We start from the raw sequence: 25905 nt of genomic DNA, 5'->3' as shown, positions 1-25905 counted from the left end.
TTATTGATCTACAATTTATTCGTTATGAAATTAAAGCTGATTAGCTTCTTAATATTGCTGTTTATAGGTTTTACTCATTTGGCAAATGCTGCAACCACAACTCTTGAAAATACGCCCGGTGATGCTGTAGGAACCCTATCGGGTACAGTTACCGACAAAGCCGATGGCAAGCCAATTATTGGTGCAACTGTTACTATTCCCGATTTAAGAAAAGGCGCTATTACCGATGCAAATGGTAAGTACGCTTTTACTAATATACCTAAAGGCATTTACCTTGTACAGGTAAGCTACCTTGGTTATTCAACGTTAAACCAAAGGGTTGATTTTTCTAAAACCACTGTATTTGATGTAAAACTGCAAACCTCATCGGTTGAAGCGGGCGAGGTAATTATCACTGGCGTAAGTAAGGCCACCGAAATAAAACGCAGCCCCGTGCCTATGGTAGCCGTGGGTAAAACTTATTTGGATCAGCGCGCTGCTTCGGGTAATATCATCGACCAGATAGCTACTCTGCCGGGCGTAAGCGCAGTTACTACCGGGCCAAACGTATCAAAGCCTTTTATACATGGCCTGGGCTATAACCGGGTAATCACCCTGATGGATGGTATCCGCCAGGAGGGGCAGCAATGGGGCGATGAACACGGCATCGAAGTAGATCAAAACTCTATCGACCGCGTGGAAGTAATTAAGGGCCCTGCCAGCTTAACTTACGGCTCTGATGCTATTGGCGGTGTTGTGAATCTAATATCGCCATCGCCTGTTCCTGAGGGTACAATAGCTGGCTCTGTACAAGGAATTTATGGCACCAACCAGGGTTTACTGAATGGATCATTCCGGTTACAGGGCAATCAAAATGGTTTTGTATGGGGAACAGTTGTTTCTGCCAAAGAAGGCAAAAATTACCAGAATCAGCATGATGGTCGCGTTTATGGTACCAACTATAAAGAAAAGGATGCCCGCATTATGGTGGGTTTAAATAAATCATGGGGAACATCATATCTGCATGCATCTGTATTTGACGATGAACAGTCGATCCCCGATGGCAGCCGGGATTCAATTACCCGCCAGTTTACCCGCCAGATTACCGAGGATGATGCCTACAGGCCAATTGTTCCCGAATCTATGCTGAACACTTATAAGATTCCTACACTGCACCAGCATGTACAGCTTTACCGCATTTATAACAACAGTAATTTCAGGCTGGGCGATGGTAACCTCATTGTGAATCTGGGTTATCAATACAGCCACCGGCGCGAATACACACATCCCGAAGCCGGGGACATTGCCGGGCTGAACCTGCATTTAACTACCTATACCTATGATGTTAAATATAACTTTAACATCGGGAATGATTATGAAACCAGCATCGGCATAAACGGACAGTACCAAAATAATACTATTGGCGATGCTACGGATTTTCCTATACCGGCTTATCATCAGTTTGATATAGGGCCGTTCTTTGTAGTGAAGAAAAGCTATGGCAAGCTTGATCTGTCGCTGGGTGCAAGGTATGATAACCGGTCGTTCAATAGCAGTGCTGCTTATGTTGATACCCTGGGCGCAAACGGCTTTCCGCAATTGTATACCGGCCCTAATCCAACTACAACATCAAATGTCACCTCGCAATTTGATGCTTTCAGTAAAACCTTCAGGGGCGCTTCAGGGAGCTTTGGGGCAACTTACAATATCTCCGATGCATTCCTGGTAAAGGGTAATATTTCACGCGGTTTCAGGGCGCCAAGTATTGCCGAGATCTCGGCCAATGGCCCAGACCCGGGTTCGCAGATCTACCACATCGGCGATAAAAACTTCAAATCCGAATTTAGCTTACAAGAAGACCTTGGCACCTTTTTAACACTGCCAAATATATCGGCCAGTGTGGAGGTGTTTAATAATGATATCTCCAACTACATATACCAGCAGCAGGTTTTAAATCCTGATGGCAGCCCGGTTTATACCCAGGGTTATACTACCTTTACCTATGTACAAAGCAAAGCGCGCATTTATGGCGGCGAAGTTAATGTCGATTTGCACCCAATACCATGGTTACACTTTGAAAACGCCCTTAGCTTAACCTACGGCGAAAACAAAGGCAACGGCGGTCCCGTTGCAGATAGCCTGAAATACCTGCCATTCATTCCGCCGCTACATACCCACTCAGAACTGCGCGGAACATTTAACGGCGGCTTTGGCGACTTTAAAAACCTGTACGTTTTTGCTGGCTTTGACCACTACAGTGCTCAAAACCGTTATTTTGCAGCTTATGGTACCGAAACTGCAACCCCGGGCTATAACCTGTTAAGTGCCGGTTTTGGTGGCAACATTGTAAACAAAGCAGGTCAGCCGGTTATTAAATTGTTTATTGAGGGTACCAATCTTGCCAATGTTAATTATCAATCAAACATGAGCAGGTTAAAGTATTTTGATAACCCAACAGTACCTGCCGGCGTGCGTCCGGGTATATTCAATATGGGTCGCAACATCAGCTTTAAAGTAGTTGTTCCTTTTGGATTTAATACCGGGAAGAAATCATAAGATAATTCCTTTGGTTTAGGAAGCCCTGGCGGTAATAACTGGCAGGACTTTCTTATTGGCTTAAGTATTTTGAGTATTTTAGCCCCACCAAACCCTCCCCGGAAAGGAGGGCTTTAAATAAAATTTATAAATGTAAAGTCTCCCCTGCCGGGGGAGATTTAGAGGGGGCTTATGCAACTAACCATTCAATCCATATCAAACTTACCCGGCGCAGCCGAAGCTATTCTTGAGCATACAGGCAACAACAAAATATTCCTTTTTTATGGGGATATGGGTGCCGGTAAAACTACACTTATTAAGCAGTTATGCGCAACTTTAGGCACAACAGATACCGTTACCAGCCCTACGTTTTCTATTGTTAACGAGTATCATACCGCAACGGGTAAAATATATCATTTTGATTTCTATCGCCTTAAAGATCAAACCGAAGCATTGGATATGGGTTACGAAGAATACTTTTACGATGGTGCCTACTGTTTTATTGAGTGGCCCGAAAAAATACCGGCTCTGCTGCCGCCGCATTATGCCAATATTAGCCTAAAGGTTTTGGATGATGGGGCAAGGCAGATAAACATTGAAAATATTTAGTTTTAGGATAGGTCCTTTTTTCTTATCTTCATCTGCCAGAAAATAACACATACATGAGTTCAGGGATATACAGCGGGTTTTCGGATGTCGCCAAGCAGGCAATGATGCAACCTCAGGAGTCGATGCTGGAGGTAAAAAGCAAAAAAAACAAGCTCTATATCGGCATTCCAAAGGAAATCTCCTTTCAGGAAAACAGGATTCCTTTAACACCGCTTTCGGTAGCGTTGCTTGTAAATAATGGCCACCATGTAATACTGGAAAGCAATGCGGGGCAGGCAGCCAATTTTAGCGACAAGGATTATAGCGAACAGGGCGCCCAAATTGTTTATGATACCAAAGCGGTTTACGAAGCGGATATCATCATCAAAATTGCCCCTCCTATGCTGAAGGAGATAGAGCTCATGAAGCCCGGACAGATCCTGATCTCGGCTCTGCAAATGGCTACACTTAAGGCCGAGTGCCTGCATGCCCTCATGAATAAAAAAATTACCGCGCTATGCTTTGAGCATTTGCGTGATGAGGGCGGATCCCTGAGCGTTGTGAGGGCCATGAGTGAAATCGTAGGCGCGACATCCATACTGATAGCTGCCGAATATTTAAGTAACGTTTTTGAAGGCAAAGGACTGATGCTGGGCGGCATTACCGGTGTTCCGCCTACAGAGATTGTGATATTAGGTGCCGGTACAGTAGGCGAATACGCCGCGCGTACCGCCATATCATTAGGTGCCGAAGTAAAGGTTTTTGATCCATCGATATATAAGCTACGCAGATTGCAAAACAATATTGGCAGCCGGGTTTTTACCTCTGTAGTGCAACCCATCGTATTGGAAAAAGCAATTACTACCTGCGATGTGGCTATCGGCGCCATGCGCGCAGAGGATGGCCGCAGCCCCTGCATTATATCAGAAACTACCGTTAGCCGTATGAAACGCGATTCGGTAATTATAGATGTAAGTATTGACCAGGGAGGCTGTTTTGAAACATCTGAGGTTACCAACCATACTCACCCTGTGTTTCGCAAGCATGATGTAATCCATTATTGTGTGCCTAATATAGCTTCAAGGGTTGCCCGTACAGCCACCTACGCGCTTACCAATATTTTTGCGCCTATCCTGCTGGATATTGGCGAACACGGAGGTATAAAAAATGTGATATGGCAAAAATCGGGCGTACGTAACTCGGTTTATATTTACCAGGGGCACCTCACCAATAAGCATATCGGCGATCGTTTTTCTATCCCGTGTAAAGATCTTGATTTGCTTATTGTATCAAACCGCTAAGCTTTTTTCATGAACCGTTGCCTTATCATTGTGCTATTACTGTTTATAGCAGGTAGCGCCGCTAAAGCACAGCATTACAAGTATATTGACAGCAACCGGATATGTGGCATAGCAAATTATAAAAGGCAGGTAAAAACCAATCCGGATAAGCAGCTTGTAGAAATCGTTAAATATAATCCGGCTATAAAATTGGATCTCCGTTATGCTACCTCCAATAACTTTATGCATAGGCGCATGTATTGGCAAGCTAAAGCATATGCACGCCTGCCGGTAGTTAAAGCCCTGCAAAAAGTAGCGCAAGAACTGCAAACACATGGATTAGGGTTAAAAGTTTTTGATGCCTATCGACCTTACCCGGTCACCGTACAATTTTACGGAATGACTCCTGATACTAATTTTGTGGCCAATCCCAGGTTTGGCTCCAGGCATAACCGGGGCTGCGCTATCGACCTTACACTGATTGACCTGAAAACAGGGAAAGACCTGGATATGCCTACCGGCTTTGATAGTTTTAGCCATAAGGCTGCTGCCAATTACACCGGAGCTACTCCGCTACAAACGACTAACCGGGAGTTACTTAAAACAATGATGCAGGCACATGGGTTTACTGTACTAAAAAGTGAATGGTGGCATTATGATTTTAATGAATGGCCTAGTTACCAATTGCTTGATGTCCCTTTTACAGCCTTATAGCATGCAGGTTTTAACTATAGTTGATTTAAAGGCATTAAAATTGCATAGCAAAATGGGGTTAAAGAGTACAATTAAAAAATGAGGATGAAATTTTTAAGCACGGACTATTTAAAACAGCTTTGGAAGGTATTAGTGGCAACATTTAAAGGATTTGGCAGTGACAATGGTTTAAAACTAAGCGCCTCTTTAGCTTACTATACCGTATTTTCCATAGCGCCTTTGCTAATTATAATAATATCAGTGGCCAGCCTGGTTTTTGGGCGAGACGCAGCTACCGATAAATTGTACCCACAGATAGCCCACTATGTGGGTACCGGACCGGCCTTACAAATTCAGGATATATTAAAGCACCTGGCACTTTCGGGTAAATCGGGCGTGGCTGTAATAATTGGTGTAGTTACCTTGCTGTTGGGCGCCAGCAGTATTTTTATTGAGATACAGGACTCACTAAATACCATATGGCGGGTGAAAGCCAAACCCAAACGCGATTGGGTCCACTTGCTAAAAAATCGTTTTGTTTCTTTTTCACTAATTATAAGCCTTGGTTTTTTGCTATTGGCAACACTCACAATAAACCTTATACTTGATGCCTTAAAGGGTAAGATTGAACGTTTTATACCAATTGTAACAGGGTTCCTGTTAAAAGGAGTTAACCTGGCGCTCACCCTTATAGTAATAACTACTTTATTTGGTATCATCTTTAAGTTTTTACCCGATGTGAAAATTAAATGGAAAGATGTGCGATCCGGTGCATTTTTCACAGCCTTACTTTTTATGCTTGGCCAGTACATCATCAGCCTTTATATTCAATATACAGCCCAGGGTTCCGCTTACGGGGCCGCGGGTTCTATTATTGTTATTTTGGTTTGGATCTATTATACATCGGCCATATTATACATCGGCGCCGAATTTACCCAGGTATACGCAGAAGCTATTGGCAGCCGCATTGAGCCGGCAGACTACGCGGTTTCTATTCAACAAACCGAGGTTGAAAGAGAAGTTAAAAGTCTTCCCCCGCAAAATCCGCAATTGCAGGGACACCTGAAGAAGGAAACGCAGAAAGAAGCCAGTAAGTAGTATCAAGTAGTTAGTATCAAGACAAAAGAAGGGCTGATAACTTTGGTTGTGATGCGTCGCTTTCAGCTTAATGTAGTAAGCAGTCCGCAAACTAAAAAAAACAGCCACCTGCTGCAAACCACTTGCATCCTTCCTTCACAATATATTCACTTATTATTCCTAAATTCGTATAAGATTTATTTATAAAAAAAATGGAAACTAAAGATCCTGAATACGTTTACAAAAACGTAATACAATTAACAGAACAAGATGCATCCCGTAAATTTATAGCCAATGTATTTTTATGGATGTTTGTGGCTTTAGGCCTTTCGGCCTTTTGCGCATTCATGTTTTCTCATAACCAGGCATTATATGAAATGCTCAGAGACCCGGCCACAGGCCGCAATACCGGCTTAGGTACTATTGTTATGTTTGCTCCGCTGGCTTTTGTGCTAATTATTTCATTTGGCTTCAACCGCTTATCTTACGGGGTAGCTGCGTTGCTGTTTATTGCTTTTTCGGCAGTAATGGGCATTAGTTTAAGTTATATCCTTATAATTTATACAGCAAGTTCCGTGCTCGGCGTGTTTATTACCACATCTGTTGTATTTGGCATTATGGCAGTTGCTGGTTATACTACTAAAACGGACCTTACAAATTTCGGTTCAATAATGATTATGGGGCTGGTGGGCATTATCGTTGCATCATTATTTAATATGTTTATGCATAGTACCCAACTGGAATACATTATTAGCTACATTGGTATAGCCGTTTTTGTAGGCTTAACCGCTTATGATGTTCAAAAGCTAAAGCGCATTGGCGCAGGCCTTGAGTATGGCAATGCTTCGGCCGGTAAAATGGCACTTTTAGGGGGCTTAACGCTATACCTTGATTTTATCAACCTTTTCCTGATGATACTGCGTTTATTTGGCAGAAGAAGATAATAACCCCGCAAAACATCTGTTATTAAAAGCTGCCTGCAAAAGGCGGCTTTTTTTGTACACATAAATTTACGCAGCATACAGATTGAAGGGTTAAACAACTATTGCATTTTACCGCTTTATTATGCACCTTTGCATTGCTTATGGAGAAAGACGGAGGGATTAGACCCTGCGATGTCTTAGCAACCTGTGCTTCACAAGGTGCTACATTCTACTCAGCCAGCCATACGGCCCTGGGAAAGATAAGCGAAAGTCAATATAACACCCGACTTTTCGATGTAAGCTTTTTTAAGTATCAAGTAGTTAGTATCAGGTATCAAGACATTTTTGTTTTGTGCTATGGCCTAATTTAAAAATCAAGCACCGGAATTTCCCGTACTTGATACTTGATACTCGCTACTTGATACCAAAATGGACATTAGAAAAGAATTAGAAAAACGAATCCTTATAATTGACGGGGCTATGGGTACCATGATACAGCGGTACCAGCTTGCCGAGCGGGATTTTCGTGGGGAGAGGTTTAAAGATCATATCAGCGATCTTCAGGGAAATAATGACCTGCTGAACATCACACGCCCAGATATCATAAAGGCAATTCATGCCGAATATTTGGATGCCGGCGCGGATATCATCGAGACCAATACCTTTAGTACGCAAATAATTTCGCTTGCCGATTATAAGCTGGAAGAACTGGCTTATGAGCTGAGCTACGAGGGCGCTCGCCTTGCCCGCGAAGTAGCCAACGAATACACTAAAAAAAATCCATCAAAACCGCGTTTTGTTGCCGGTGCTGTTGGACCAACTAACCGTACCGCGTCCTTATCGCCCGATGTTAACGATCCGGGTTATCGTGCTGTTACTTTTGATGACCTGGCTAACGCGTATTACGACCAGGTTCGAGGTTTGGTTGATGGGGGATCGGACCTGTTATTGGTTGAAACCATATTTGATACCCTTAACGCCAAAGCCGCGTTGTTTGCAATAAATCGTTATGCAAATGAATCGGGTAAGCATTTGCCAGTTATGATCTCGGGGACTATAACCGATGCGTCAGGTCGTACTTTATCGGGGCAAACTGTTGAAGCTTTCTGGAACTCGATACGCCATGCCAACCTGCTTTCGGTGGGGTTAAACTGCGCTTTGGGTGCTAAAGAAATGCGTCCGCACCTGGCCGAGCTTTCTGAAAAAGCTGACGTATTTATTTCGGCCTATCCCAATGCGGGCTTGCCAAATGAGTTTGGCCAGTATGACGAAACCGCGCATGAAACAGCGCACCAGCTTGATGATTTTATTAAAGCCGGGCTGGTTAATATTGTGGGGGGCTGTTGTGGCACCACGCCAGAGCATATTAAGTGTATTGCCGAACGAGCTGCAAAATATCCACCAAGAAGAATTCCTGAAGTTGAACCCGATTTGCGCCTGAGTGGTTTAGAAGCAGTTACCATAAAGCCCGAAAGTATTTTTGTGAATGTGGGCGAACGTACCAATATCACAGGGTCGCCAAAGTTCTCGAAACTTATTTTAGCCGAGGATTATGAAGCCGCATTAGCCGTTGCCTTGCAACAGGTGGAGGGTGGTGCCCAGGTAATCGATATCAATATGGATGAGGGTATGATTGATTCGGAAGCGGTAATGGTAAAATTCCTGAACCTGGTGGCCTCCGAACCTGATATTGCCAAACTGCCTATCATGATCGATTCATCCAAATGGACGGTTATCGAAGCTGGGTTAAAATGCATCCAGGGTAAGGGTATTGTAAACTCTATCTCCCTAAAAGAAGGCGAAGAAAAGTTTATTGAATATGCCCGCAAAATATTAAGCTATGGCGCTGCCACAGTAGTGATGGCCTTTGACGAAACCGGGCAGGCCGATTCATTACAGCGCCGTACCGAGATTTGTAAACGCTCCTATGATATATTGGTTAACGTGGTTGGTTTCCCTCCGCAGGATATTATTTTCGACCCTAATATATTAACTGTTGCAACCGGCCTGGAAGAACACAATAACTACGCGGTTGATTTTATTGAAGCCACGCGTTGGATTAAACAGAACCTTCCACACGCCAAAGTAAGCGGTGGGGTTAGTAATATTTCCTTCTCGTTTAGAGGAAACAATGTAGTGCGCGAGGCAATGCACTCGGCATTCCTGTACCATGCCATTAAAGCAGGTATGGATATGGGAATTGTGAATGCGGGGATGCTGGAAGTTTATGAAGAAATAGATAAAACCCTGCTCGAACTGGTAGAAGATGTATTACTTAATCGCAGAGATGATTCCACCGAGCGCCTGGTAGAATATGCCGATACCATTAAAAGCAAAGGTAAAGAGGTAGTGCGCGATGAAGAATGGCGCAAGGGAACTGTACAGGAGCGTTTATCGCACGCGCTTGTGAAGGGCATTATTGAGTACCTGGATAATGATGTGGAAGAAGCGCGCCTGGCTTATGATAAACCTTTGGAGGTTATTGAGGGCCCATTGATGGATGGCATGAACATAGTAGGCGATTTGTTTGGCGCCGGCAAAATGTTTTTGCCACAGGTGGTAAAATCAGCCCGGGTAATGAAAAAGGCGGTGGCTTACCTACTGCCATTTATCGAGCTTGAAAAACAAAGGGTTATTGATGCCGGAGAAGACTCCAGCGGCAGCCGTGCCAATGCCGGTAAAATATTGATGGCCACCGTAAAGGGCGATGTGCACGATATTGGTAAAAATATAGTAGGCGTAGTTTTGGCCTGTAACAACTTCGAGGTAATTGACCTGGGCGTAATGGTACCGGCACAAAGGATCATCGAGGAAGCAAAAAAACAAAACGTAGACATTATCGGCCTGAGCGGACTGATCACCCCTTCATTGGATGAAATGGTGCATTTTGCCAAGGAAATGGAACGTGAAGGTTTTACTATTCCGCTCATCATAGGCGGGGCTACCACCTCGCGCATCCATGCGGCAGTTAAGGTTGATCCTCATTACTCGGGTGCTGCCATCCACGTATTGGATGCATCACGTAGCGTTACCGTTTGCAGTAGCCTGATGAATCGCGAGGGCAGAGATGCTTATATCCGAAACATTAAGGAAGAATATGCCAAATCGCGCGAAGCGCATTTGAATAAAAAGTCGGATAAACGTTTTGTAACTATCGGGCAGGCGAGGCAGGCCCGTTTCCAGATCAGCCTTGACGGTGATGTTGCGCCAAAGCCAACCTTTACCGGCACTAAAGTATTTGAATCGTACCCGCTGGAAGAGCTTGTTCCCTATATTGATTGGACACCGTTTTTCCATACCTGGGAACTACGCGGCAGCTACCCCAAAATATTTGCTGATAAGTTTGTGGGCGATGAAGCTAAAAAGCTTTTTGATGATGCACAGGAGCTGTTAAAGAAAATTGTAGATCAGAAACTATTACACGCCAATGGTGTGATTGGTTTTTGGCCGGCCAATAGTGTTGGTGATGATATTGAACTGTATACAGATGAAAGCCGTACTACTTTATTAACTCGCATCCATACGCTTCGTCAGCAGGCCGAAAAGGTTAAAGGCGATCCTTACTATGCTCTGTCAGATTTTATCGCACCAAAAGAGAGCGGTGTGCCCGATTATTTTGGAGGATTTGCCGTGACTACGGGTATAGGCTGCGATGAACTGGTAGCAGAATTTGAAGCCGACCATGACGATTACAACAGCATTATGGCCAAAGCACTTGCAGACCGCCTTGCCGAAGCCTTTGCCGAGAAAATGCATGAGCTGGTGCGCAAGGAATATTGGGGTTACAGCAAAGGCGAGCAACTAAGTGCCGACGAACTGATCAAGGAAGAATATCAGGGCATCCGCCCTGCACCAGGCTATCCCGCCTGCCCGGATCATACGGAGAAGACAACCTTATTTGAATTGTTAAAGGCCGAGGATAATGCTAAAATGTACCTGACCGAAAGCCTGGCCATGACCCCGGCAGCGGCAGTAAGCGGGTTCTACTTCGCGCATCCGCAGGCCAGGTATTTTGGATTAGGAAAAATCAGTAAGGATCAGATTGAAGATTATGCTGTACGTAAGAATATGGATATTGAAACAGTAGAACGCTGGCTTGGTCCAAATATAAACTATTGATAATAACACACAACAAACCGTCATTGCGAGGTACGAAGCAATGACGGATATAATAAGAAACCCGCACCATAATTAACAATGAAGATAACGGACCATATTGCTAACGCAAAAGGCAAAACACTATTCTCTTTCGAACTTATCCCTCCACTAAAAGGTCAAAGCATTCAAGGAATCTACGATGCCATCGACCCTTTGATGGAATTTAAGCCTCCGTTTATTGATGTTACTTCGCTGCGCGAGGATTATATATATAAACAGCATGATAATGGTCTGCTGGAGAAGCTAAGCTACCGCAAACGCCCCGGCACCATTGCTATTTGCGCAGCTATCATGAATAAATATAAGGTTGATACCGTACCGCATTTGTTGTGTGGAGGTTTTACCAGGGACGAAACTGAGAATGGCTTAGTCGACCTACAGTTTTTAGGGATCGAAAATGTACTCGTACTTCGTGGTGATGCCCGCCGTGGTGATGCCTCTTTTGTGCCAACTCCAAACGGACACAACTACGCTACTGATCTATTGCAACAGGTGGTAAATATGAACAATGGTATTTACCTCCACGAGCATAATGACGCGAGCCTGAAAACCAATTTCTGCATCGGTATTGCCGGTTATCCTGAAAAGCATTTTGAAGCACCAAACCTTAAAACCGACTTTAAATACCTGAAACAAAAGGTGGATATGGGCGCCAATTTTATAGTAACCCAGATGTTTTTTGATAACCAGAAGTATTTCGATTTTGTAAATAACTGCCGGGCTAATGGCATTACCGTGCCTATTATACCGGGCTTAAAACCGGTTACCACATCAAAGCAGCTGATTAACCTGGCCAAAACTTTCCATATTGATATGCCCGAAGACTTGTGCGACGCGGTTAATGGCTGCATGTCTGAAAAGGATGTAAAGGATATCGGCGTGGAGTGGATGATAAACCAATGCCGCGAGCTGATGGCATTTGGCGTACCCGTACTGCACTTTTATACCATGAGCAATGCCGGGCCGACTAAAAGGATAGCGGAAGCGATTTTTTAATCGGTTATTAAATATCTGTGTAAACAAAAAACGATGTTCTTAAATAAGAGCATCGTTTTTGTTTGTACATAGATGCTTTTCCTGTTTCTATAATGATTTCAACTTTTTGTTGGTCATAAAGCACGAGCCCCAAGATGAAAGCAGCCTTTTTAATCAAGGTGGCTACTACTGTTTTATAGCGTGTGATTGCACAACGTACTAATACAGTTTCGCTTGCGTAGAAATACGCAATATATATCCGGTGAAACAAGCAATCAAAAACATTACTTATTGTAAATGAGAAGCTTACAAAATCAAAGCCAGGTTTATATTTTGATTAAGGCATATTGCCCTGTTGAAATAATAACTTATTAACCTTAGTTTTATCCAAATTAATTCCTAACCCTCATTAAATTCAACCATGGAAACAAAAACAACCAGGGATACCAGCCCAATCACCGGCGAAGAAGGTGCCGCAATTGACCTTGAACTTGCAGCCAGCTGGACAAAAAACCACAGACAAAGACACCCTAATGGGATTGTGTCTCAATTTTTTGGACAAAAGATATTAAACACCATACTGCAGCAAAATGGCTGTTTAGGCGTCCGTATTTATTATGCAAACAAGCAGCGCCTTAGCGGCTGGCAAAATTTTTGGGTTTCCGTTGGAAACTTCTTTATAAAAGTTGTTGCAAACGCCGAAGGAGAAAAGCGTTTTGTTATAACAGGCGTTATGGCTACAGGTGAAGATCAGCTACCTGGTGAAGCAAAAAAAGAAGTGGCTGCTGTATCATCAGAAATAAAAACATTTAAACTAACTGCAGCAAAAGCGGATAATCTGGTTGGCAATCAGTCCTACCCTTGTCCCGGTTCTTCCGGTTGTCCCCAGAACGTACTTTCCGGGAGCTAATTTGTATATCAGGCATTCAAACAAGGAAAGTTTATGACTGTAGACAATGGATTCGCACTCATTTCAGGAATCTCTGGCTTTTTTCCGGTGCTGGCGGCGATGTATAATTACAGGCACCTTGACAAGGTTTTAAAAATTGCCGCGCTGTTTTTTCTTGTGGCATCGCTTTTTGACCCGTTAATGTGGTTATTAACTAATGCGGGAAGCAAGAATAATATGCCGGTTATTCATGTTAATATATGGGTATCTTTAATTTTCTATACCCTAATTTATTATAATCTGTTTACTAAAGCTATTTTTAAAAATACCACCATTGTTCTTGCTGCTGTAATAGTGATATTAATCATATGCTTTAATCGGGATCCCTTTGAGTATCCTACAGTTTCAAACACATCATTAGGTATATTTTTAATTATATTGTCGCTTATTTATTTTTATAAATTACTAAACCCATTAAAGTTTATAGATATTGAAAAGCAAGGTCTTTTTTGGATAAATGCAGGTGTTCTGTTTTATTCATCGGTTAATATATTTCTATTCATGATATTTACTCAAATACCCGTTCAAAATCAGCATAATTATTACATCATTAACAATATAACCAACGTTATTGCCAACACATTATTTTCAATAGGATTACTTTGCAAGCCACAGAAAACAACCTGATCCCGGTATTAATAGTGGGTAAGGTTACTTTGCCAACCACAGAAAACGGCTTAATCCCGATATTAATAATCGGTACGCTTGTAGTGGTTGTATTGATTACCTGCCTGTTTTTCTTCGTGATTATTTATCAGCGTAAAATGATAAAGAACCAGCTTGAATTGCGAGCCTTGCATGATGCAAGGCAAAGCGACCTGATGGCTGCTGTTTTTGAAACCCAGGAAAGCGAACGCAAACGCCTGGCCGAGGATTTGCACGATAGTGTAGGGCAGGTTTTATCGGCTATAAAACTTAATTTGCACCGGCTTGATAAAAACTGCATCAGTGAAACAACCCAGCCCCTGCTGGCCGATACCCGCAGGCTTACTGATGAATGCATTCAGGAGATTCGCAATATTATTCACAATGTTTTGCCTCCTGTACTTACCGATTATGGATTACTTGTGGCTGTTGAAGCCCTGAGCAGTAAGGTTGAGCAAAACACTCACATTAAGGTGAAGTTTAGCAAAAACATGCCCGATCAGCGCTTTCCACATGAAATTGAACTTGCCCTTTACCGAATAGCGCAGGAGCTTTTTGGCAACGCTATTAAACACTCTGATGCCACTGTTATTTACCTGTCTATTAATAAAGAGGGCAATTATATGGTGATGGAATTTAAGGATAATGGAGTAGGTTTTAACCAGGGTGGAGTAACACAAGGCTTTGGAATAAAAAACCTTGAAAGCCGGGTGCAGCTCATTAACGGCGAAATTAATATTTACAGCAAACCGTTAAACGGCACACTTACTACTATTAAATTAAAAATAACATAGTTTTGTATCTTTAATCTATCTTTATCCAACTATTTGTTAATCAATGAGTACAATTAAATTAGGTATAGTAGATGACCATAAAATTTTCAGGAATGGGCTAAAAGCCACACTTGAAGATTGCGAAGATTTTGACCTTATACTTGAAGCATCAAACGGCAAAGAATTGATGGGTTTATTAACAACCCAAACCCCCGATGTACTATTGATGGATATTAAAATGCCCGAGATGGATGGCATCCAAACGGCATCAGCTGTTCATCAGCATTATAAAAACATCAAGATACTGGCGCTATCCATGTTTAACGAGGATAAGTATATTGTGGATATGATGAAGGCCGGGGCATCGGGCTATCTGCTTAAAAATGCCGAGCCTGAAGAGATTATTGAAGCAGTATCTACCGTACATAATAAGGGTTTTTATTTTAACGAACACTTATCCATCACCCTTATTAAACAGTTGATGGGCAATGATCACTCCGAAAGCGTAACTCAAAATAAAGCCGACCTTAATGAACGCGAGATAGAAGTGCTGAAACTGGTTTGCCAGGAATGCTCAAACCAGGAAATAGCCGATAGGATTTTCCTGAGTGTACGTACCGTTGAGGGCTACCGCGCCCGCTTGTTTGAAAAAACCGGTTCAAAAAACCTGGTCGGCCTGGTTATTTACGCTATTAAACGCGGCATCATTAACGTAACCTGATTTTTAAGCCGATAGCTTTTTGGCGCTGCTGATTAGGTTATGCATAAACTTTTTACGGTAATTAAGGGGGCTAAGATGCATTTTGGCTTTAAACATTTTATAAAAATGTGAAACATCGCCAAAGCCGCTTTCATATGAAATTTCTGATATGGGTTTGTCTGTTTGTACCAATTGCTGAATGGCATAATTGAGCCTGTATTCAATTATAGTTTCCATAAATGTTTTACGGGTTACTTTTTTAAAGTATTTGCAAAATGCATTTGTGGTCATGTTTGCTATACCGGCGGCTGTATCCAATGATACCTGTTTTCTGAAATTCTCAACCAAGTAAGCAAATACCGGGTGTATGCGTTCCCGCTCAGCAGATAAGCGCTCGGCTACAATACGGTGCTGATCGAGCAAAATATACTCATCTGATGAGGCCAGGCGCTGCAGTATTTCCAATAAGCCTATAAGTATCCTGAAATTACTTTTTTCTTCTACCAGGTTCAACAAAAGCTGCTTAACCTCAACCTGGGTATCTGAGTGGAATGATATGCCGCAGCCGCTTTGTTGAAAAAGCCTTTTGATATGCTGCAACTCAAACTTATTAAAAAAATCATCTCCTAAAAAAGCATCGTTAAACTGGATCACTATTGCTCCCGCTTCGGCTGCTATTGAATCACCTGCTTCCAGTTTCCAGCAATGCGGCAGGTTTGGGCCAAGCAACACAACATCGCCAGATACAAAATCTTCCATGTGGCTGCCAACATATCGCTTGCCGCTTCCTTTTATAATGCAGGTTAGCTCATACTCCTCGTGAAAGTGATAGGGGGCATCAAATGCCAGTTTATCAAATTTTCTGACCAGGAATGATTGACTACTTGAGGGCTGAAGAACTTCGTACGATGCCTTTATCATTGCATATTTTAACGTAGAATTTATTTATATGTTAAGTTACGGATAAAATAATCCATAATTACACCATTCTTTTCATTTTTTATCGGCTAAAGTTAAACTTACTTTGAATATAAACTAAAAAAATATGAATACCAAGGTTTCTGATCTGTTACTGCTGGACGATTTTATAAAATTACCGGAAGAAAGCATTCACGAATTCCGGGAAAAGGGGCACACCCTGATTCAAAACATACTTTCAAAAGAAGAAATAGAAGCTTACAGGCCTGTAATTGTCGGTGCTGTCGATAGGTATAATACCGAGAAACGCAAACTGGAAGACAGAGATACTTATGGCAAGGCTTTTTTACAGATCATGAACCTGTGGACGCTTGATGCCGATGTAAAAAGGTTTGTGTTTGCTAAACGACTGGCCAAAATTGCCGCCGACCTCATGGGGGTTGAAAATGTAAGAATTTATCATGACCAGGCCCTGTTTAAAGAAGCATGGGGTGGCCCCACCCCATGGCACCAGGATCAATATTACTGGCCAATTGATACCAATAATACGGTAACCATGTGGATGCCGCTGGTTGATATTGATGCAGATATGGGTATGCTCACCTTTGCATCAAACTCTTATACTAAAGGAGCCGTTTTTAACCATGAGATCTCGGATGAGTCGGAATCTGCATTTGATGACTATGTGAAAGATAATAACTTCCCGATAAGTCGTGCAAGAAACATGAAGGCTGGCGATGCTACCTGGCACCGTGGTTTTACTATACACAACGCGCCCGGTAACAACTCCAATAAAATGCGCGAGGTGATGACCGTTATTTACGTGGCTGATGGAGCGCGCATTACCCCATATAAAAACGAATGGCAAAAAAAAGATCACCATAAATGGCTAAAGGGTAAACCAATTGGTGGGCTGATAGATTCAAAACTTAATCCGAAATTGCTATAGCTAAAAAGACTGTCTCTTGTTAAGGGTACAGTCTTTTTTAGTATTAAGTATTGCGCTTGTAAATAAGTGGTTTTTATTGGCCGGCGGTGCCTAATGTCCACTGTTGGCAGGTGGCACCATTATAATCATATAATGCCAGCTGAACGCCATCGGCAGTTGAAGCATTGGGTACTTCTACTACCCGGTTGCCATTTAATGATGTAAATACCAAACCGCCATTTGCGGCCCTTTCTAAATTGAACTTTTGACAATTATTATTCAGGTAGGCATACAAATCTAACGGGGCGCCGTTTGCGGCATTACAATTGGTAACATCTGCAGCCAAACCGCCTTGTACGCATGTTATTTTATAAATGCCGTTGCCAAGTGCCGTAAAGTCCCATTGCTGGCATAAAAGCCCGTTACTGGTGCCCTGTGCAATAGCTTGCTGTGAAGCCCCTGTACAACCCCACGCATCCCAAACCTTGCCACTGTTGTTATTTATAATTTTAAAACGACCAGCAGCAATCCAGTCTTGCGTAATAAATGGCCAGCCGCCAGACCAACCCATATTACCTACTGCCAACGTTGGCGTACCATTATTGTCGCCGCTATAATAATGATAGGTAACAAAATTATACCCGTTTTCGGAATAAAGGCCCACTTGCCCGGGTCCTATATATTTACCCGATGTACTTAATACCGTAGTACCACCGCCGCTAAGCAGGTTTACACCGTTTTTATCTACATAGGTGCCATTAGGACTGGTTGATCTGCCCATTTGAACGTAATAGGTGCTGCTGGTGCCGTTGCAGCATATGCCCTTATTATAAAACAGGTAATAATAACTGCCATTCCTGATCACGTACGATGCTTCATTTTCGCTACTGCTGCTGCCGGCTATATTTTTAACAGTGCTATTAAGTCTTTTACCTGTAGCAGGATTTATCTGAGCTATCCAAATACCGGTTAAGTGCGATCCAAATGTCATCCAGTAATTTCCACTGGCATCTGCAAATACCGCAGGGTCAATGGAGCCATAAACTGTGTTATTATCAGAGTAAACAACCATTCCCTGGTCTGTCCATGTAGTTAAGTCGGTACTGGTTGCTACCCCTATTGCGCAAGGTTTTGCACCCATCGAAACGGAGTAATACATATAATACTTGCCTCCCATATATATACATTCGGGGGCCCAAAAATTACCTCCAAAACCAGATACATATGAATTTATCCAGCTGGGCCATGTTCCCGAAGCAAATACGGTTGAAGCGGCCGTCCATTTTATTAAATCAGTTGAGGTAAGATGATATATTTGGTTGCCTGTACCCCAAACATGATAAACCCCGTTGCGTTTAATTATAGTTGAAGGATCATGAATACCAGTGGCGCCTGCTAAAGAATTTATAGCTTTAGTTTTACTTGTTGCCGTAGTTTCCACTTCGGCGATGGTTTTGACCCGCTCATTTTTTTTACAGCTTAGTACCATCATAATTGTTACTACCGCTAAAACTTTGCAATGCGCGGCCAGTGAAAAATTTCTTTTCATAAAAAAACAGATAAAATTGGTTGGTGCCTACTCTTAAGATTTTCGGCTTCGTCTATAATTGGAGAAACTGCAAACTTACATGCAGGTAATTATTAGTGTTTATTTAACAATTATAATTAAATAATTAATAGAAAGAAAACTTTTAATAATTATTTTGATGTTTGAAATAGTGTAAATAATACACTTGGCCGGCACCATTTATCTCACACAATAGCCTGTTAAACAGCACAAAAGGCATTTAGTGGCATTTTTTATGTTGATGGGCTTATAGATTGTATATAATATAGGTAATGGCATAAAACTTAATTATATAATTAATAATTGTGTTAACAACAAATATTAATTTAAATGACCACAATCCTTTTATTAAGAACAAAAGTTTACCGGCAATTTATATCCGTATGCTTCTCTAAAAAAAATCAACTGTTTTTTGCGCGTGATTTGAATTGTCGAAAAAACCAAACCGGCAGGCTTTAACATAAAAAAAGGTTGCCAGTTAAAACCGACAACCTAAAGCGTTTGTAAAATTATGTCTTTCGCAATTCACCAAAATTTACCCCGCCACCCAAACCGCATCAACAAACCACTTTTTACCATCAAAAAACTGGGTTACCGGAGCAAAACCGGCGTTTATGGCTATCTGGTCGGTTTGCATGAGCGTGAATTTTTGAGAGATCTCCATGAAGATGTATTCATCTTTCATAAACGTGATCGTTTCCTTTCCGTTTATCTTCACCTGTTGATCCTCCAGGCTGATGAGGTAACTTTTGCATGCACCTGTTTCGGGGTCATAGGTTGGGTAATGATCAAATTTGGTCAGATCAAAATCTGCCCGAAGTTCGCGATTGATACGCTCCAGCAGGTTAAGGTTGAATCTTTTGGTAATCCCGCCTTTGTCGTTATACGCAGCCAGCACTATTTTAGGATCCTTTTTAAGGTCCATTCCAATCAGCACCATGTCGCCTTCTGATAAGTTATTTCTTAACTCTCTGCAAAATTCGATAGCCTCGGGCACCGGCATATTGCCAATATTTGATCCTAAAAACAAAACTACTTTTCGTCTTGACGATATCGAGGCTGCTTTTTTCAGCATATCAAAATACTCGCCGTTAAGCCCGGTAATCTTTAAACCCGGCAAAGTTACCGGCAGGGTGATATTAAGATATGATATTACATTTTCAGATATATCGATGGGTAAATAGGTAAAATCGGCTTTTTTTGCCAGCAAATCTTTTAGCAGGTAAGTCGACTTCATCGCATCACCTGCTCCAAGCTCTATCAGGTCAAATGTATCTCCCGAAGCAATGAGTGCATTGGTGATCTCATCGGTACTTTCAGAAAATATTTCCAGTTCGCAATTGGTTGGATAGTATTCTTCACAGTTCATCAACTCCTGGAAAAGCTTATCACCATTGGCATCGTAAAAATACTTTGAATTTAAACGTTTGGGCGACGATTGTAACCCGGCTATAACATCTTTATAAAACAAATCAGTTTTGGTGCCTGTTGTTGGGTTCAATTCGGTTTGTATTAACGTTGAGTCCATATCTTCCTGTTTTTTGTGCTTTTACCGCGCAAGTCTTATGCCAGTAAATTGCCAGCGTAAATGTGTTTGAAAAAAGTTGCGATAAGTTATCCTGCTATGCCCCGGCGAAGTTACTTCAGATGCACCACGCAGTACCTTTTGGTTTACCATAAACTTACCATTGTATTCGCCAATTGCACCGGGAGCTTTTGCAAAGCCAGGGTAAGGGAGGTATGAGCTTTCGGTCCATTCCCAACCTTTACCCCAGCTAAATTGGGTTGCTGCTGCTTCCCACTCAAACTCAGTAGGCAAACGGAGGCCTTTCCATGAGGCGTAAGCATAGGCTTCGAAATAGCTGATATGGCAAACGGGGTCTTTTAAATTAAGCGACAGCAAGCCATGGAAGGTGTAGTTTTGCCATTCGCCATCAATTAAATGCCAGTAAAGCGGCGATTCAATTTTATTGGTGTTCACCCAATCCCAGCCTTCGGCGTGCCAATGCCTGAAATCATGATAACCACCACTATTGATAAACTCCAGGTACGCTGCATTGGTAACCAGGTTTGGGCTTATTTCATACGTATTCAAATAAACCTTGTGCCGATTCAGCTCATTGTCAAAACAAAACCCATCGCCGGTATGGCCTATTTCATATACCCCTTCATCTATCTTAATAAAACCGGGACTGCCGGCTTTTGGGGTCTTTGGCGAGATATAGTTATCGGAATAAGCCGGGAACAATGGGTTATGCCCCAAAATGTATTTGATATCGGTTAATAAAAGCTCCTGGTGTTGTTCCTCGTGATTAAAGCCGAGGATGAGCAACTCTTTTATTTCAGCCGATGGCTCCTCACACAGGAATTTGGCCATGGCCTCATCCACATAGGCGCGGTATTGGTAAATATCGGCAACCGTTGGGCGGCTTAAATTACCCCTGTCGGTACGAATAACCCTGTTGCCAACTGTTTCATAATAACTATTAAAAACGTAATTATAATTGGGGTTAAATTCCTGGTAACCCATAAAATATGGTTTCAGGATAAAAGTTTCAAAAAACCAGGTAACATGCCCTATATGCCATTTGGGCGGACTAACATCAACCACCGGCTGTACCACGTAATCTTCTGTTTGCAGGGGGCTGCAGATCTGCTCCGTACGCTGGCGAACTCTTTTATAACAATTGGCTAAATCCATCGAATTACTTACTATTCAAATATCGTTTAAGGTTTGAAATTGTTTTAATATTTAAACTCTTTGCCTGTTGTCTTCTCATCATTAACGCGTAAGCGTTGTTAAAACCAATTGGTTTTAGCCATTTTACCTGGTAGCGTTTTTTAAACTCCTGCTGTACATAATTGTATGTGCTGTTATTATTTTTTGTTACCCTGGCAACTGTTTCCGGCGATGCCTGTAATATGGCCAGCAAACCTGTACCGGTATACTCCGGATAAAAATCAATCTGATCATTAGTCAAGGCATCAAAACAAATTTTGGTGCCCCCCAACCCTGTTTTTGTGGATACATCATAATTGGTATATCCCTTTATCAGCATACTATATATATTGGCCAGGATGTACTGCTCGCCAAATATTTTTGAGCCGATGCGAACGATTCCGGCATTTCCCTCACGGGATGACTTATACAGTTTATTGGCTGCCAGGAAATCCCTGGCAACACGTTCCGGGCTTTGGTGAAGATAGTCGGTACGGTAGTTTAATACCGTCATAATGGAATCATTTATTTTGCCCGATAGCAGGTTTAATGTCTTTTCCAGGTCAGGAAATTTCCTGAGCGATTCTTCGCGGATGATAGGCGCAGCATAATAGGGTGGAAAAATCCCCTTGTCGTCATCCAGCACCACCAGGTCATATGCCTTTAACCGGCCATCGGTTGAGTAACCGCTGATAACATCCAGTTGCTTCTCAAACGCGGCCTTGTACATCACAGCATCGCTGATTACGATGGTATGGATCTTTAAGCCGTACTTACGCTCCAGCCCAAGGTTGCCATCCTGCCTGCCCATAAACTCGGGCGTAAAGCCAGCGGTAAGTTTGCCCCCGTAAGCCGATGGAATAAAGTAAAACGACGACAACAATATCAACAGAACAGGTATTGCATAGGCGCTTGCCTTAATCTTTTTGAAGTTAAGCTTTTGCACCCGGGATAACAGGAAATCAAAAATGATAGCCAGTAATGCCGCAGGAATTGCCCCGGCCAGTATCATATTGGTATTGTTAAGCGAGATGCCACCGAAAATAAACTCACCTAAGCCACCCGCCGCTATATACGACGCCAATGTTGCCACGCCAACATTGATCACCGTAGCGGTGCGGATACCGGCTAAAATAACGGGCATAGCCAAAGGCAGCTCCACTTTAAATAATACCTGCCACCTATTCATTCCCATAGCTACCGCGGCTTCCTTTACCGCGGCATCAACCCCGGTAATGCCGGTATAGGTATTGCGAATTATAGGCAGCAATGCGTAAAGCAATAAAGCAACAATTGCGGGTTTGGCACCTATTCCTAAAACCGGGATCATGAAACCCAGTAGCGCAATGCTTGGGATAGTTTGTAACACACCTGCAATGCCCAAAACCGGCCCCGAAAGTTTTACTTTACGGGTAATAAAAATGCCCAGCGGCAAGCCAACAAGTACTGCAATAAAAAGCGAGATAAAAGTAAGCCCGATATGCTGCAGTGTTTGCACCGCAAGTTTATCGGCCTGCTGGCCCATAAACTCAAACAATGTTTGCTGCTGCTCATTCATGCTATCGCTTGTTTTTATATTGATAAAAAGCCGACATCAATTGTTCAAAGCTCACTGGTTTCTGCCTGTTTTGATCCTTAACAATGTTGATGGTTTCCTGGCGGCTAAATTTGAAATTTTCCAATACAGTCCAAACATCCATATCAGATGATAACGAAGAGGTATTGGTCTCCTTATACAAATCAGGCAGCAAATCCCACAGGTCATCCAATCGTACTGCTTTAAATTCCAGCTGAAGACGTTGATCCTTTAGGAAACCTTCAACAAAGTCATTTACAGGCGCGAACAACAATTCGGCTGGGGTGCCCGATTGTACAATTTTACCCTTATCCATCAAACAGATCGTGTCGCCCAATTCAAAGGCTTCCTGCACATCATGGGTAACCATAATGATGGTTTTCCGTTTCAACTCATCAAGCGCCTTAAATTCCTTGTGAATATTTGATCGGGTTACATTATCCAGGGCGCCAAAGGGCTCATCCATCAGCAAAACCGGCGGATCGGATACCAGGGCCCTTGCCAGCCCTACTCGCTGCTGCTGCCCGCCGCTCAGTTCATTTGGATAAACATTCAGGTAGCTGGCATCAAGGTGCAGCTTTTCCATCAATTCGGCAGTGCGGCGTATGGTTTTCTTTTTATCCCATTTAAGCAATTGCGGAACTACAGCAATATTTTCGGCAACGGTATAATGGGGAAATAGTCCGTTATTTTGCAATACATAGCCAATACCCCGCCGTAAAGCTTCGGGTTGCTGCTCAAATATATTTTTGTTATTGATATAGATATTGCCGCTGGTAGGCTCTATCAAACGGTTTATCATTTTTAACGTGGTGGTTTTACCACAGCCGCTGGTGCCCAGCAAAATGAGGTTCTCCTGTTCCTGCACCTCCAAAGATATAGCATCAACGGCTTTAATATTGCCAAACTGTTTACTTATACCTTCAACCTTTATCATATGGTAAAACTAATCTTCCAAAGCTAAAAAAAGATTATTCAATGATTCGGAATACAGTGGATGCGCGAACACACAATGGCGGATCCTGTCGTAAGTAATACCGCCTTCCATAGCCATCTGCAACACCGTCATGATCTCGCCCCCTTCGGGACCCAATACGGTAACACCTAAGATTTTTTTTGTTTTTTTATCAACCACCGCTTTCATAAAACCCCGGGTATCGCCAGTTTCAATGGCTCGGGCAACGTGTGTCATAGGCAGCCGGGCTACCTTATAATCTAATCCTTGCTTTTTGGCCCCCGTTTCATCTATCCCTATCCGGCCTAATTGCGGATCGGTGAACATGCAGTAGGGTACAGGCCTATCGGTAGTATTTAGGTTTTGTTTTTCGATAAGGTTACGGTATACAATCGTATAATCGTTGTAAGAGATATGTGTAAAAGCCGGACCACCTTTTACATCACCTAAAGCATAAATACCTTTCACATTGGTTTCCAGCTTTGAATCTACTTTAATATGCCCTTGTTCATCTGTTTTTACACCTGCTTTAACTAAACCCAGCGTTTCGGTTTGTGGAATGCGCCCAACAGCCACCAAAACATGTGTGCATTTGATCTTTTTTTCCTCCCCATTAATTGTTGCCGTGGCTATTATTTTACCATCTTCCTTTTGCTTAAATCTGGTGGCTTGCGCATTGGAATGAATATTGATCTGCTCCGCCTCCAGTATCTTTTGCATCTCGGCCGACACATCTTCGTCCTCATGAGAAACTATCCTTGCTGATTTTTCTAATATGGTAACTTTACTTCCGAACCGGCGGAACATTTGCCCAAATTCTAAACCTATATAGTTGCCCCCTAAAATCAAAAGATGTTTTGGCACATAATCCAGATCCAGTATGGTTGTTGAAGTGAGGTATTCAATTTCATTAAGCCCTTCAATCTCCGGGATAAAAGGTTTTGCACCGGGATTTAAAAAAATAAGATCGGCCTGCAGACTTTGGTTTTTGCCATTATTAAGAGCTACTGAAACTGTTTTTTCGCCGGTAAAAGTAGCCTCACCAAAAACAACATCCAACCCTTTTGTTTTCTCGGCTGCATGCTGACCGCCAACACGTGAGCGCATCACTATATCATCCTTCCGCTTTTTTATTTTGGGCATGTTAACCGAAAATCGCTTTACCGGCACCCCCAGATCAGCGCTTTTGGCGGCCATATAAGCTGCCTTTGCCGATGCCACCCAGGTTTTAGTAGGCGTGCAACCATCATTTACGCAGGTACCACCATAAAATCGTTTTTCGATAATTACGGTTTTCATGCCGGCCAGGGCAAGTTTTTTGGCAAGCGGAGCGCCGGCCTGACCCGCGCCAATGATGATGGCATCGTATTTCTTCATGTTTAGTCGGTTATTTTAACGCCCTTCCAAAATGCAACATAGTTGGTAATGTTTGCAGCCGCTTCTTTAGGCTGCGGATAATACCAGGCCGCATCCGGATTTTTTTTGCCATCTACATTGAGGGTATAATATGATGCGAGGCCTTTCCACGGACAGGTAGTATGCGTATCAGTAGTTTCCAGGTATTCGGCCTTAACACTATCTTTAGGGAAGTAGTAATTATTTTCCACAATAATAGTATCATTGCTTTCGGCGATTACCTTATCATTCCAGATTGCTTTCATAAGTAAATTGATTTTATGGTAAAGATAACCTTAACAGCTGCAGATTTACAATGAAAATAGGGCTATTTTGTTTGGCAAATAAAAAAACAACATTCATTATCAGCGACAAACAAATAAAATTTAAATTTTATTTTATTTTTATCATTAAAGCTATATCTTTGCATTCCCAAAATAAGGGAAACAAAAATAAAAAAGGCCCGTTCGTCTAGGGGTTAGGACGTTAGATTTTCATTCTAGAAACAGGGGTTCGATTCCCCTACGGGCTACAAAGCCGCTTTACGAAAGTAGAGCGGCTTTTTTACTTGG

21 protein-coding genes, 1 tRNA gene and 1 riboswitch are annotated in these 25905 nt (G+C 42.4%); of the genes, 14 read left to right on the top strand and 8 right to left on the bottom strand.

Going from position 1 to position 25905, the window contains the following annotated elements:
- Positions 1 to 24: 24 nt before the first annotated feature.
- The 12 genes from AC1DO4_RS03660 to AC1DO4_RS03605 all read left to right on the top strand — a co-directional run bounded on the left by AC1DO4_RS03660 (position 25) and on the right by AC1DO4_RS03605 (position 15296).
- Entirely contained in the window at positions 25 to 2535 is a 2511-nt protein-coding gene (locus AC1DO4_RS03660) for a TonB-dependent receptor (RefSeq protein ID WP_477413081.1), read from the top strand.
- Positions 2536 to 2706: 171 nt separating this feature from the next.
- Positions 2707 to 3123 carry a tRNA (adenosine(37)-N6)-threonylcarbamoyltransferase complex ATPase subunit type 1 TsaE gene (tsaE, locus tag AC1DO4_RS03655; protein ID WP_477413079.1) on the top strand — a complete coding sequence of 139 codons (417 nt, stop codon included), beginning with the start codon at positions 2707 to 2709 and terminating at the stop codon, positions 3121 to 3123.
- Positions 3124 to 3176: 53 nt separating this feature from the next.
- The gene (locus tag AC1DO4_RS03650; protein WP_477413077.1) at positions 3177 to 4403 is read left to right on the top strand and encodes an alanine dehydrogenase; all 1227 of its coding nucleotides are present in this window, start codon (positions 3177 to 3179) and stop codon (positions 4401 to 4403) included.
- 9 nt (positions 4404 to 4412) lie between these two features.
- Positions 4413 to 5096 carry a M15 family metallopeptidase gene (locus AC1DO4_RS03645; RefSeq protein ID WP_477413076.1) on the top strand — a complete coding sequence of 228 codons (684 nt, stop codon included), beginning with the start codon at positions 4413 to 4415 and terminating at the stop codon, positions 5094 to 5096.
- 84 nt (positions 5097 to 5180) lie between these two features.
- Positions 5181 to 6173 carry a YihY/virulence factor BrkB family protein gene (locus AC1DO4_RS03640; RefSeq protein ID WP_477413075.1) on the top strand — a complete coding sequence of 331 codons (993 nt, stop codon included), beginning with the start codon at positions 5181 to 5183 and terminating at the stop codon, positions 6171 to 6173.
- Positions 6174 to 6364: 191 nt separating this feature from the next.
- The gene (locus tag AC1DO4_RS03635) at positions 6365 to 7096 is read left to right on the top strand and encodes a Bax inhibitor-1/YccA family protein (RefSeq protein ID WP_477413073.1); all 732 of its coding nucleotides are present in this window, start codon (positions 6365 to 6367) and stop codon (positions 7094 to 7096) included.
- A gap of 135 nt (positions 7097 to 7231) precedes the next feature.
- A riboswitch (SAM riboswitch) is annotated at positions 7232 to 7342 on the top strand.
- 162 nt (positions 7343 to 7504) lie between these two features.
- Positions 7505 to 11194, top strand: coding sequence for a methionine synthase (gene metH / locus AC1DO4_RS03630; RefSeq protein ID WP_477413071.1), 3690 nt, complete (start codon positions 7505 to 7507; stop codon positions 11192 to 11194).
- A 78-nt stretch (positions 11195 to 11272) separates the two neighbouring features.
- Entirely contained in the window at positions 11273 to 12229 is a 957-nt protein-coding gene (gene metF, locus AC1DO4_RS03625; RefSeq protein ID WP_477413069.1) for a methylenetetrahydrofolate reductase [NAD(P)H], read from the top strand.
- 400 nt (positions 12230 to 12629) lie between these two features.
- On the top strand, positions 12630 to 13118 hold the full coding sequence (locus tag AC1DO4_RS03620; RefSeq protein ID WP_477413067.1) for a hypothetical protein: 489 nt from the start codon (positions 12630 to 12632) through the stop codon (positions 13116 to 13118).
- Between the two features lie 33 nt (positions 13119 to 13151).
- Entirely contained in the window at positions 13152 to 13784 is a 633-nt protein-coding gene (locus AC1DO4_RS03615; RefSeq protein ID WP_477413065.1) for a hypothetical protein, read from the top strand.
- Positions 13760 to 14596 carry a sensor histidine kinase gene (locus tag AC1DO4_RS03610; RefSeq protein ID WP_477413063.1) on the top strand — a complete coding sequence of 279 codons (837 nt, stop codon included), beginning with the start codon at positions 13760 to 13762 and terminating at the stop codon, positions 14594 to 14596. The genes AC1DO4_RS03615 and AC1DO4_RS03610 overlap by 25 nt, the downstream gene beginning before the upstream one ends.
- Positions 14597 to 14639: 43 nt before the next feature.
- Positions 14640 to 15296 (top strand): response regulator transcription factor, encoded by a 657-nt coding sequence (locus tag AC1DO4_RS03605; protein ID WP_477413061.1) that lies wholly within the window; start codon positions 14640 to 14642, stop codon positions 15294 to 15296.
- A gap of 3 nt (positions 15297 to 15299) precedes the next feature.
- Here the strand turns inward: AC1DO4_RS03605 and AC1DO4_RS03600 are convergent, their stop codons facing one another.
- On the bottom strand, positions 15300 to 16196 hold the full coding sequence (locus AC1DO4_RS03600; RefSeq protein WP_477400371.1) for an AraC family transcriptional regulator: 897 nt from the start codon (positions 16194 to 16196) through the stop codon (positions 15300 to 15302).
- Positions 16197 to 16320: 124 nt separating this feature from the next.
- Here AC1DO4_RS03600 and AC1DO4_RS03595 point away from each other — a divergent pair, with 124 nt between their 5' ends.
- Positions 16321 to 17142, top strand: coding sequence for a phytanoyl-CoA dioxygenase family protein (locus AC1DO4_RS03595; RefSeq protein WP_477400372.1), 822 nt, complete (start codon positions 16321 to 16323; stop codon positions 17140 to 17142).
- 73 nt (positions 17143 to 17215) lie between these two features.
- Here AC1DO4_RS03595 and AC1DO4_RS03590 read toward each other — a convergent pair whose 3' ends face one another.
- The 7 genes from AC1DO4_RS03590 to AC1DO4_RS03560 all read right to left on the bottom strand — a co-directional run bounded on the left by AC1DO4_RS03590 (position 17216) and on the right by AC1DO4_RS03560 (position 25599).
- Positions 17216 to 18670, bottom strand: coding sequence for a family 43 glycosylhydrolase (locus AC1DO4_RS03590; protein ID WP_477413059.1), 1455 nt, complete (start codon positions 18668 to 18670; stop codon positions 17216 to 17218).
- Between the two features lie 553 nt (positions 18671 to 19223).
- The gene (locus AC1DO4_RS03585; protein WP_477413057.1) at positions 19224 to 20216 is read right to left on the bottom strand and encodes an L-histidine N(alpha)-methyltransferase; all 993 of its coding nucleotides are present in this window, start codon (positions 20214 to 20216) and stop codon (positions 19224 to 19226) included.
- Positions 20217 to 20237: 21 nt separating this feature from the next.
- A complete protein-coding gene (gene egtB / locus AC1DO4_RS03580; RefSeq protein ID WP_477413055.1) occupies positions 20238 to 21389 on the bottom strand; it encodes an ergothioneine biosynthesis protein EgtB in 1152 nt (383 codons plus the stop codon).
- A 4-nt stretch (positions 21390 to 21393) separates the two neighbouring features.
- Positions 21394 to 22965, bottom strand: a complete 1572-nt coding sequence (locus tag AC1DO4_RS03575; protein WP_477413053.1) for an ABC transporter permease/substrate-binding protein — start codon at positions 22963 to 22965, stop codon at positions 21394 to 21396.
- Between the two features lies 1 nt (position 22966).
- Complete coding sequence (locus AC1DO4_RS03570) at positions 22967 to 23920, bottom strand: ABC transporter ATP-binding protein (protein ID WP_477413051.1); 954 nt, start codon at positions 23918 to 23920, stop codon at positions 22967 to 22969.
- A 9-nt stretch (positions 23921 to 23929) separates the two neighbouring features.
- On the bottom strand, positions 23930 to 25315 hold the full coding sequence (locus AC1DO4_RS03565) for a mercuric reductase (protein ID WP_477413049.1): 1386 nt from the start codon (positions 25313 to 25315) through the stop codon (positions 23930 to 23932).
- Positions 25316 to 25317: 2 nt separating this feature from the next.
- On the bottom strand, positions 25318 to 25599 hold the full coding sequence (locus AC1DO4_RS03560) for a DUF427 domain-containing protein (protein ID WP_477413047.1): 282 nt from the start codon (positions 25597 to 25599) through the stop codon (positions 25318 to 25320).
- A 194-nt stretch (positions 25600 to 25793) separates the two neighbouring features.
- Here AC1DO4_RS03560 and AC1DO4_RS03555 point away from each other — a divergent pair.
- Positions 25794 to 25865 (top strand) — tRNA-Glu (locus AC1DO4_RS03555).
- The last annotated feature ends 40 nt before the right edge of the window (positions 25866 to 25905 follow it).

It is taken from the genome of Mucilaginibacter sp. P5_A6, from assembly GCF_056400585.1.
This window is presented reverse-complemented; position numbering and strand designations above follow the sequence as displayed.

What these genes read in the sequence shown, in the direction of transcription:
- AC1DO4_RS03585 (WP_477413057.1), bottom strand. Translation starts at nt 20,216, where the DNA reads ATGGACTCAACGTTAATACAAACCGAATTGAACCCAACAACAGGCACC.
- AC1DO4_RS03560 (WP_477413047.1), bottom strand. Translation starts at nt 25,599, where the DNA reads ATGAAAGCAATCTGGAATGATAAGGTAATCGCCGAAAGCAATGATACT.
- AC1DO4_RS03575 (WP_477413053.1), bottom strand. Translation starts at nt 22,965, where the DNA reads ATGAATGAGCAGCAGCAAACATTGTTTGAGTTTATGGGCCAGCAGGCC.
- AC1DO4_RS03620 (WP_477413067.1), top strand. Translation starts at nt 12,630, where the DNA reads ATGGAAACAAAAACAACCAGGGATACCAGCCCAATCACCGGCGAAGAA.
- egtB (WP_477413055.1), bottom strand. Translation starts at nt 21,389, where the DNA reads ATGGATTTAGCCAATTGTTATAAAAGAGTTCGCCAGCGTACGGAGCAG.
- AC1DO4_RS03635 (WP_477413073.1), top strand. Translation starts at nt 6,365, where the DNA reads ATGGAAACTAAAGATCCTGAATACGTTTACAAAAACGTAATACAATTA.
- AC1DO4_RS03590 (WP_477413059.1), bottom strand. Translation starts at nt 18,670, where the DNA reads ATGAAAAGAAATTTTTCACTGGCCGCGCATTGCAAAGTTTTAGCGGTA.
- AC1DO4_RS03660 (WP_477413081.1), top strand. Translation starts at nt 25, where the DNA reads ATGAAATTAAAGCTGATTAGCTTCTTAATATTGCTGTTTATAGGTTTT.
- AC1DO4_RS03650 (WP_477413077.1), top strand. Translation starts at nt 3,177, where the DNA reads ATGAGTTCAGGGATATACAGCGGGTTTTCGGATGTCGCCAAGCAGGCA.
- AC1DO4_RS03615 (WP_477413065.1), top strand. Translation starts at nt 13,152, where the DNA reads ATGACTGTAGACAATGGATTCGCACTCATTTCAGGAATCTCTGGCTTT.
- AC1DO4_RS03570 (WP_477413051.1), bottom strand. Translation starts at nt 23,920, where the DNA reads ATGATAAAGGTTGAAGGTATAAGTAAACAGTTTGGCAATATTAAAGCC.
- AC1DO4_RS03640 (WP_477413075.1), top strand. Translation starts at nt 5,181, where the DNA reads ATGAAATTTTTAAGCACGGACTATTTAAAACAGCTTTGGAAGGTATTA.
- AC1DO4_RS03605 (WP_477413061.1), top strand. Translation starts at nt 14,640, where the DNA reads ATGAGTACAATTAAATTAGGTATAGTAGATGACCATAAAATTTTCAGG.
- metF (WP_477413069.1), top strand. Translation starts at nt 11,273, where the DNA reads ATGAAGATAACGGACCATATTGCTAACGCAAAAGGCAAAACACTATTC.
- AC1DO4_RS03645 (WP_477413076.1), top strand. Translation starts at nt 4,413, where the DNA reads ATGAACCGTTGCCTTATCATTGTGCTATTACTGTTTATAGCAGGTAGC.
- tsaE (WP_477413079.1), top strand. Translation starts at nt 2,707, where the DNA reads ATGCAACTAACCATTCAATCCATATCAAACTTACCCGGCGCAGCCGAA.
- metH (WP_477413071.1), top strand. Translation starts at nt 7,505, where the DNA reads ATGGACATTAGAAAAGAATTAGAAAAACGAATCCTTATAATTGACGGG.
- AC1DO4_RS03600 (WP_477400371.1), bottom strand. Translation starts at nt 16,196, where the DNA reads ATGATAAAGGCATCGTACGAAGTTCTTCAGCCCTCAAGTAGTCAATCA.
- AC1DO4_RS03595 (WP_477400372.1), top strand. Translation starts at nt 16,321, where the DNA reads ATGAATACCAAGGTTTCTGATCTGTTACTGCTGGACGATTTTATAAAA.
- AC1DO4_RS03565 (WP_477413049.1), bottom strand. Translation starts at nt 25,315, where the DNA reads ATGAAGAAATACGATGCCATCATCATTGGCGCGGGTCAGGCCGGCGCT.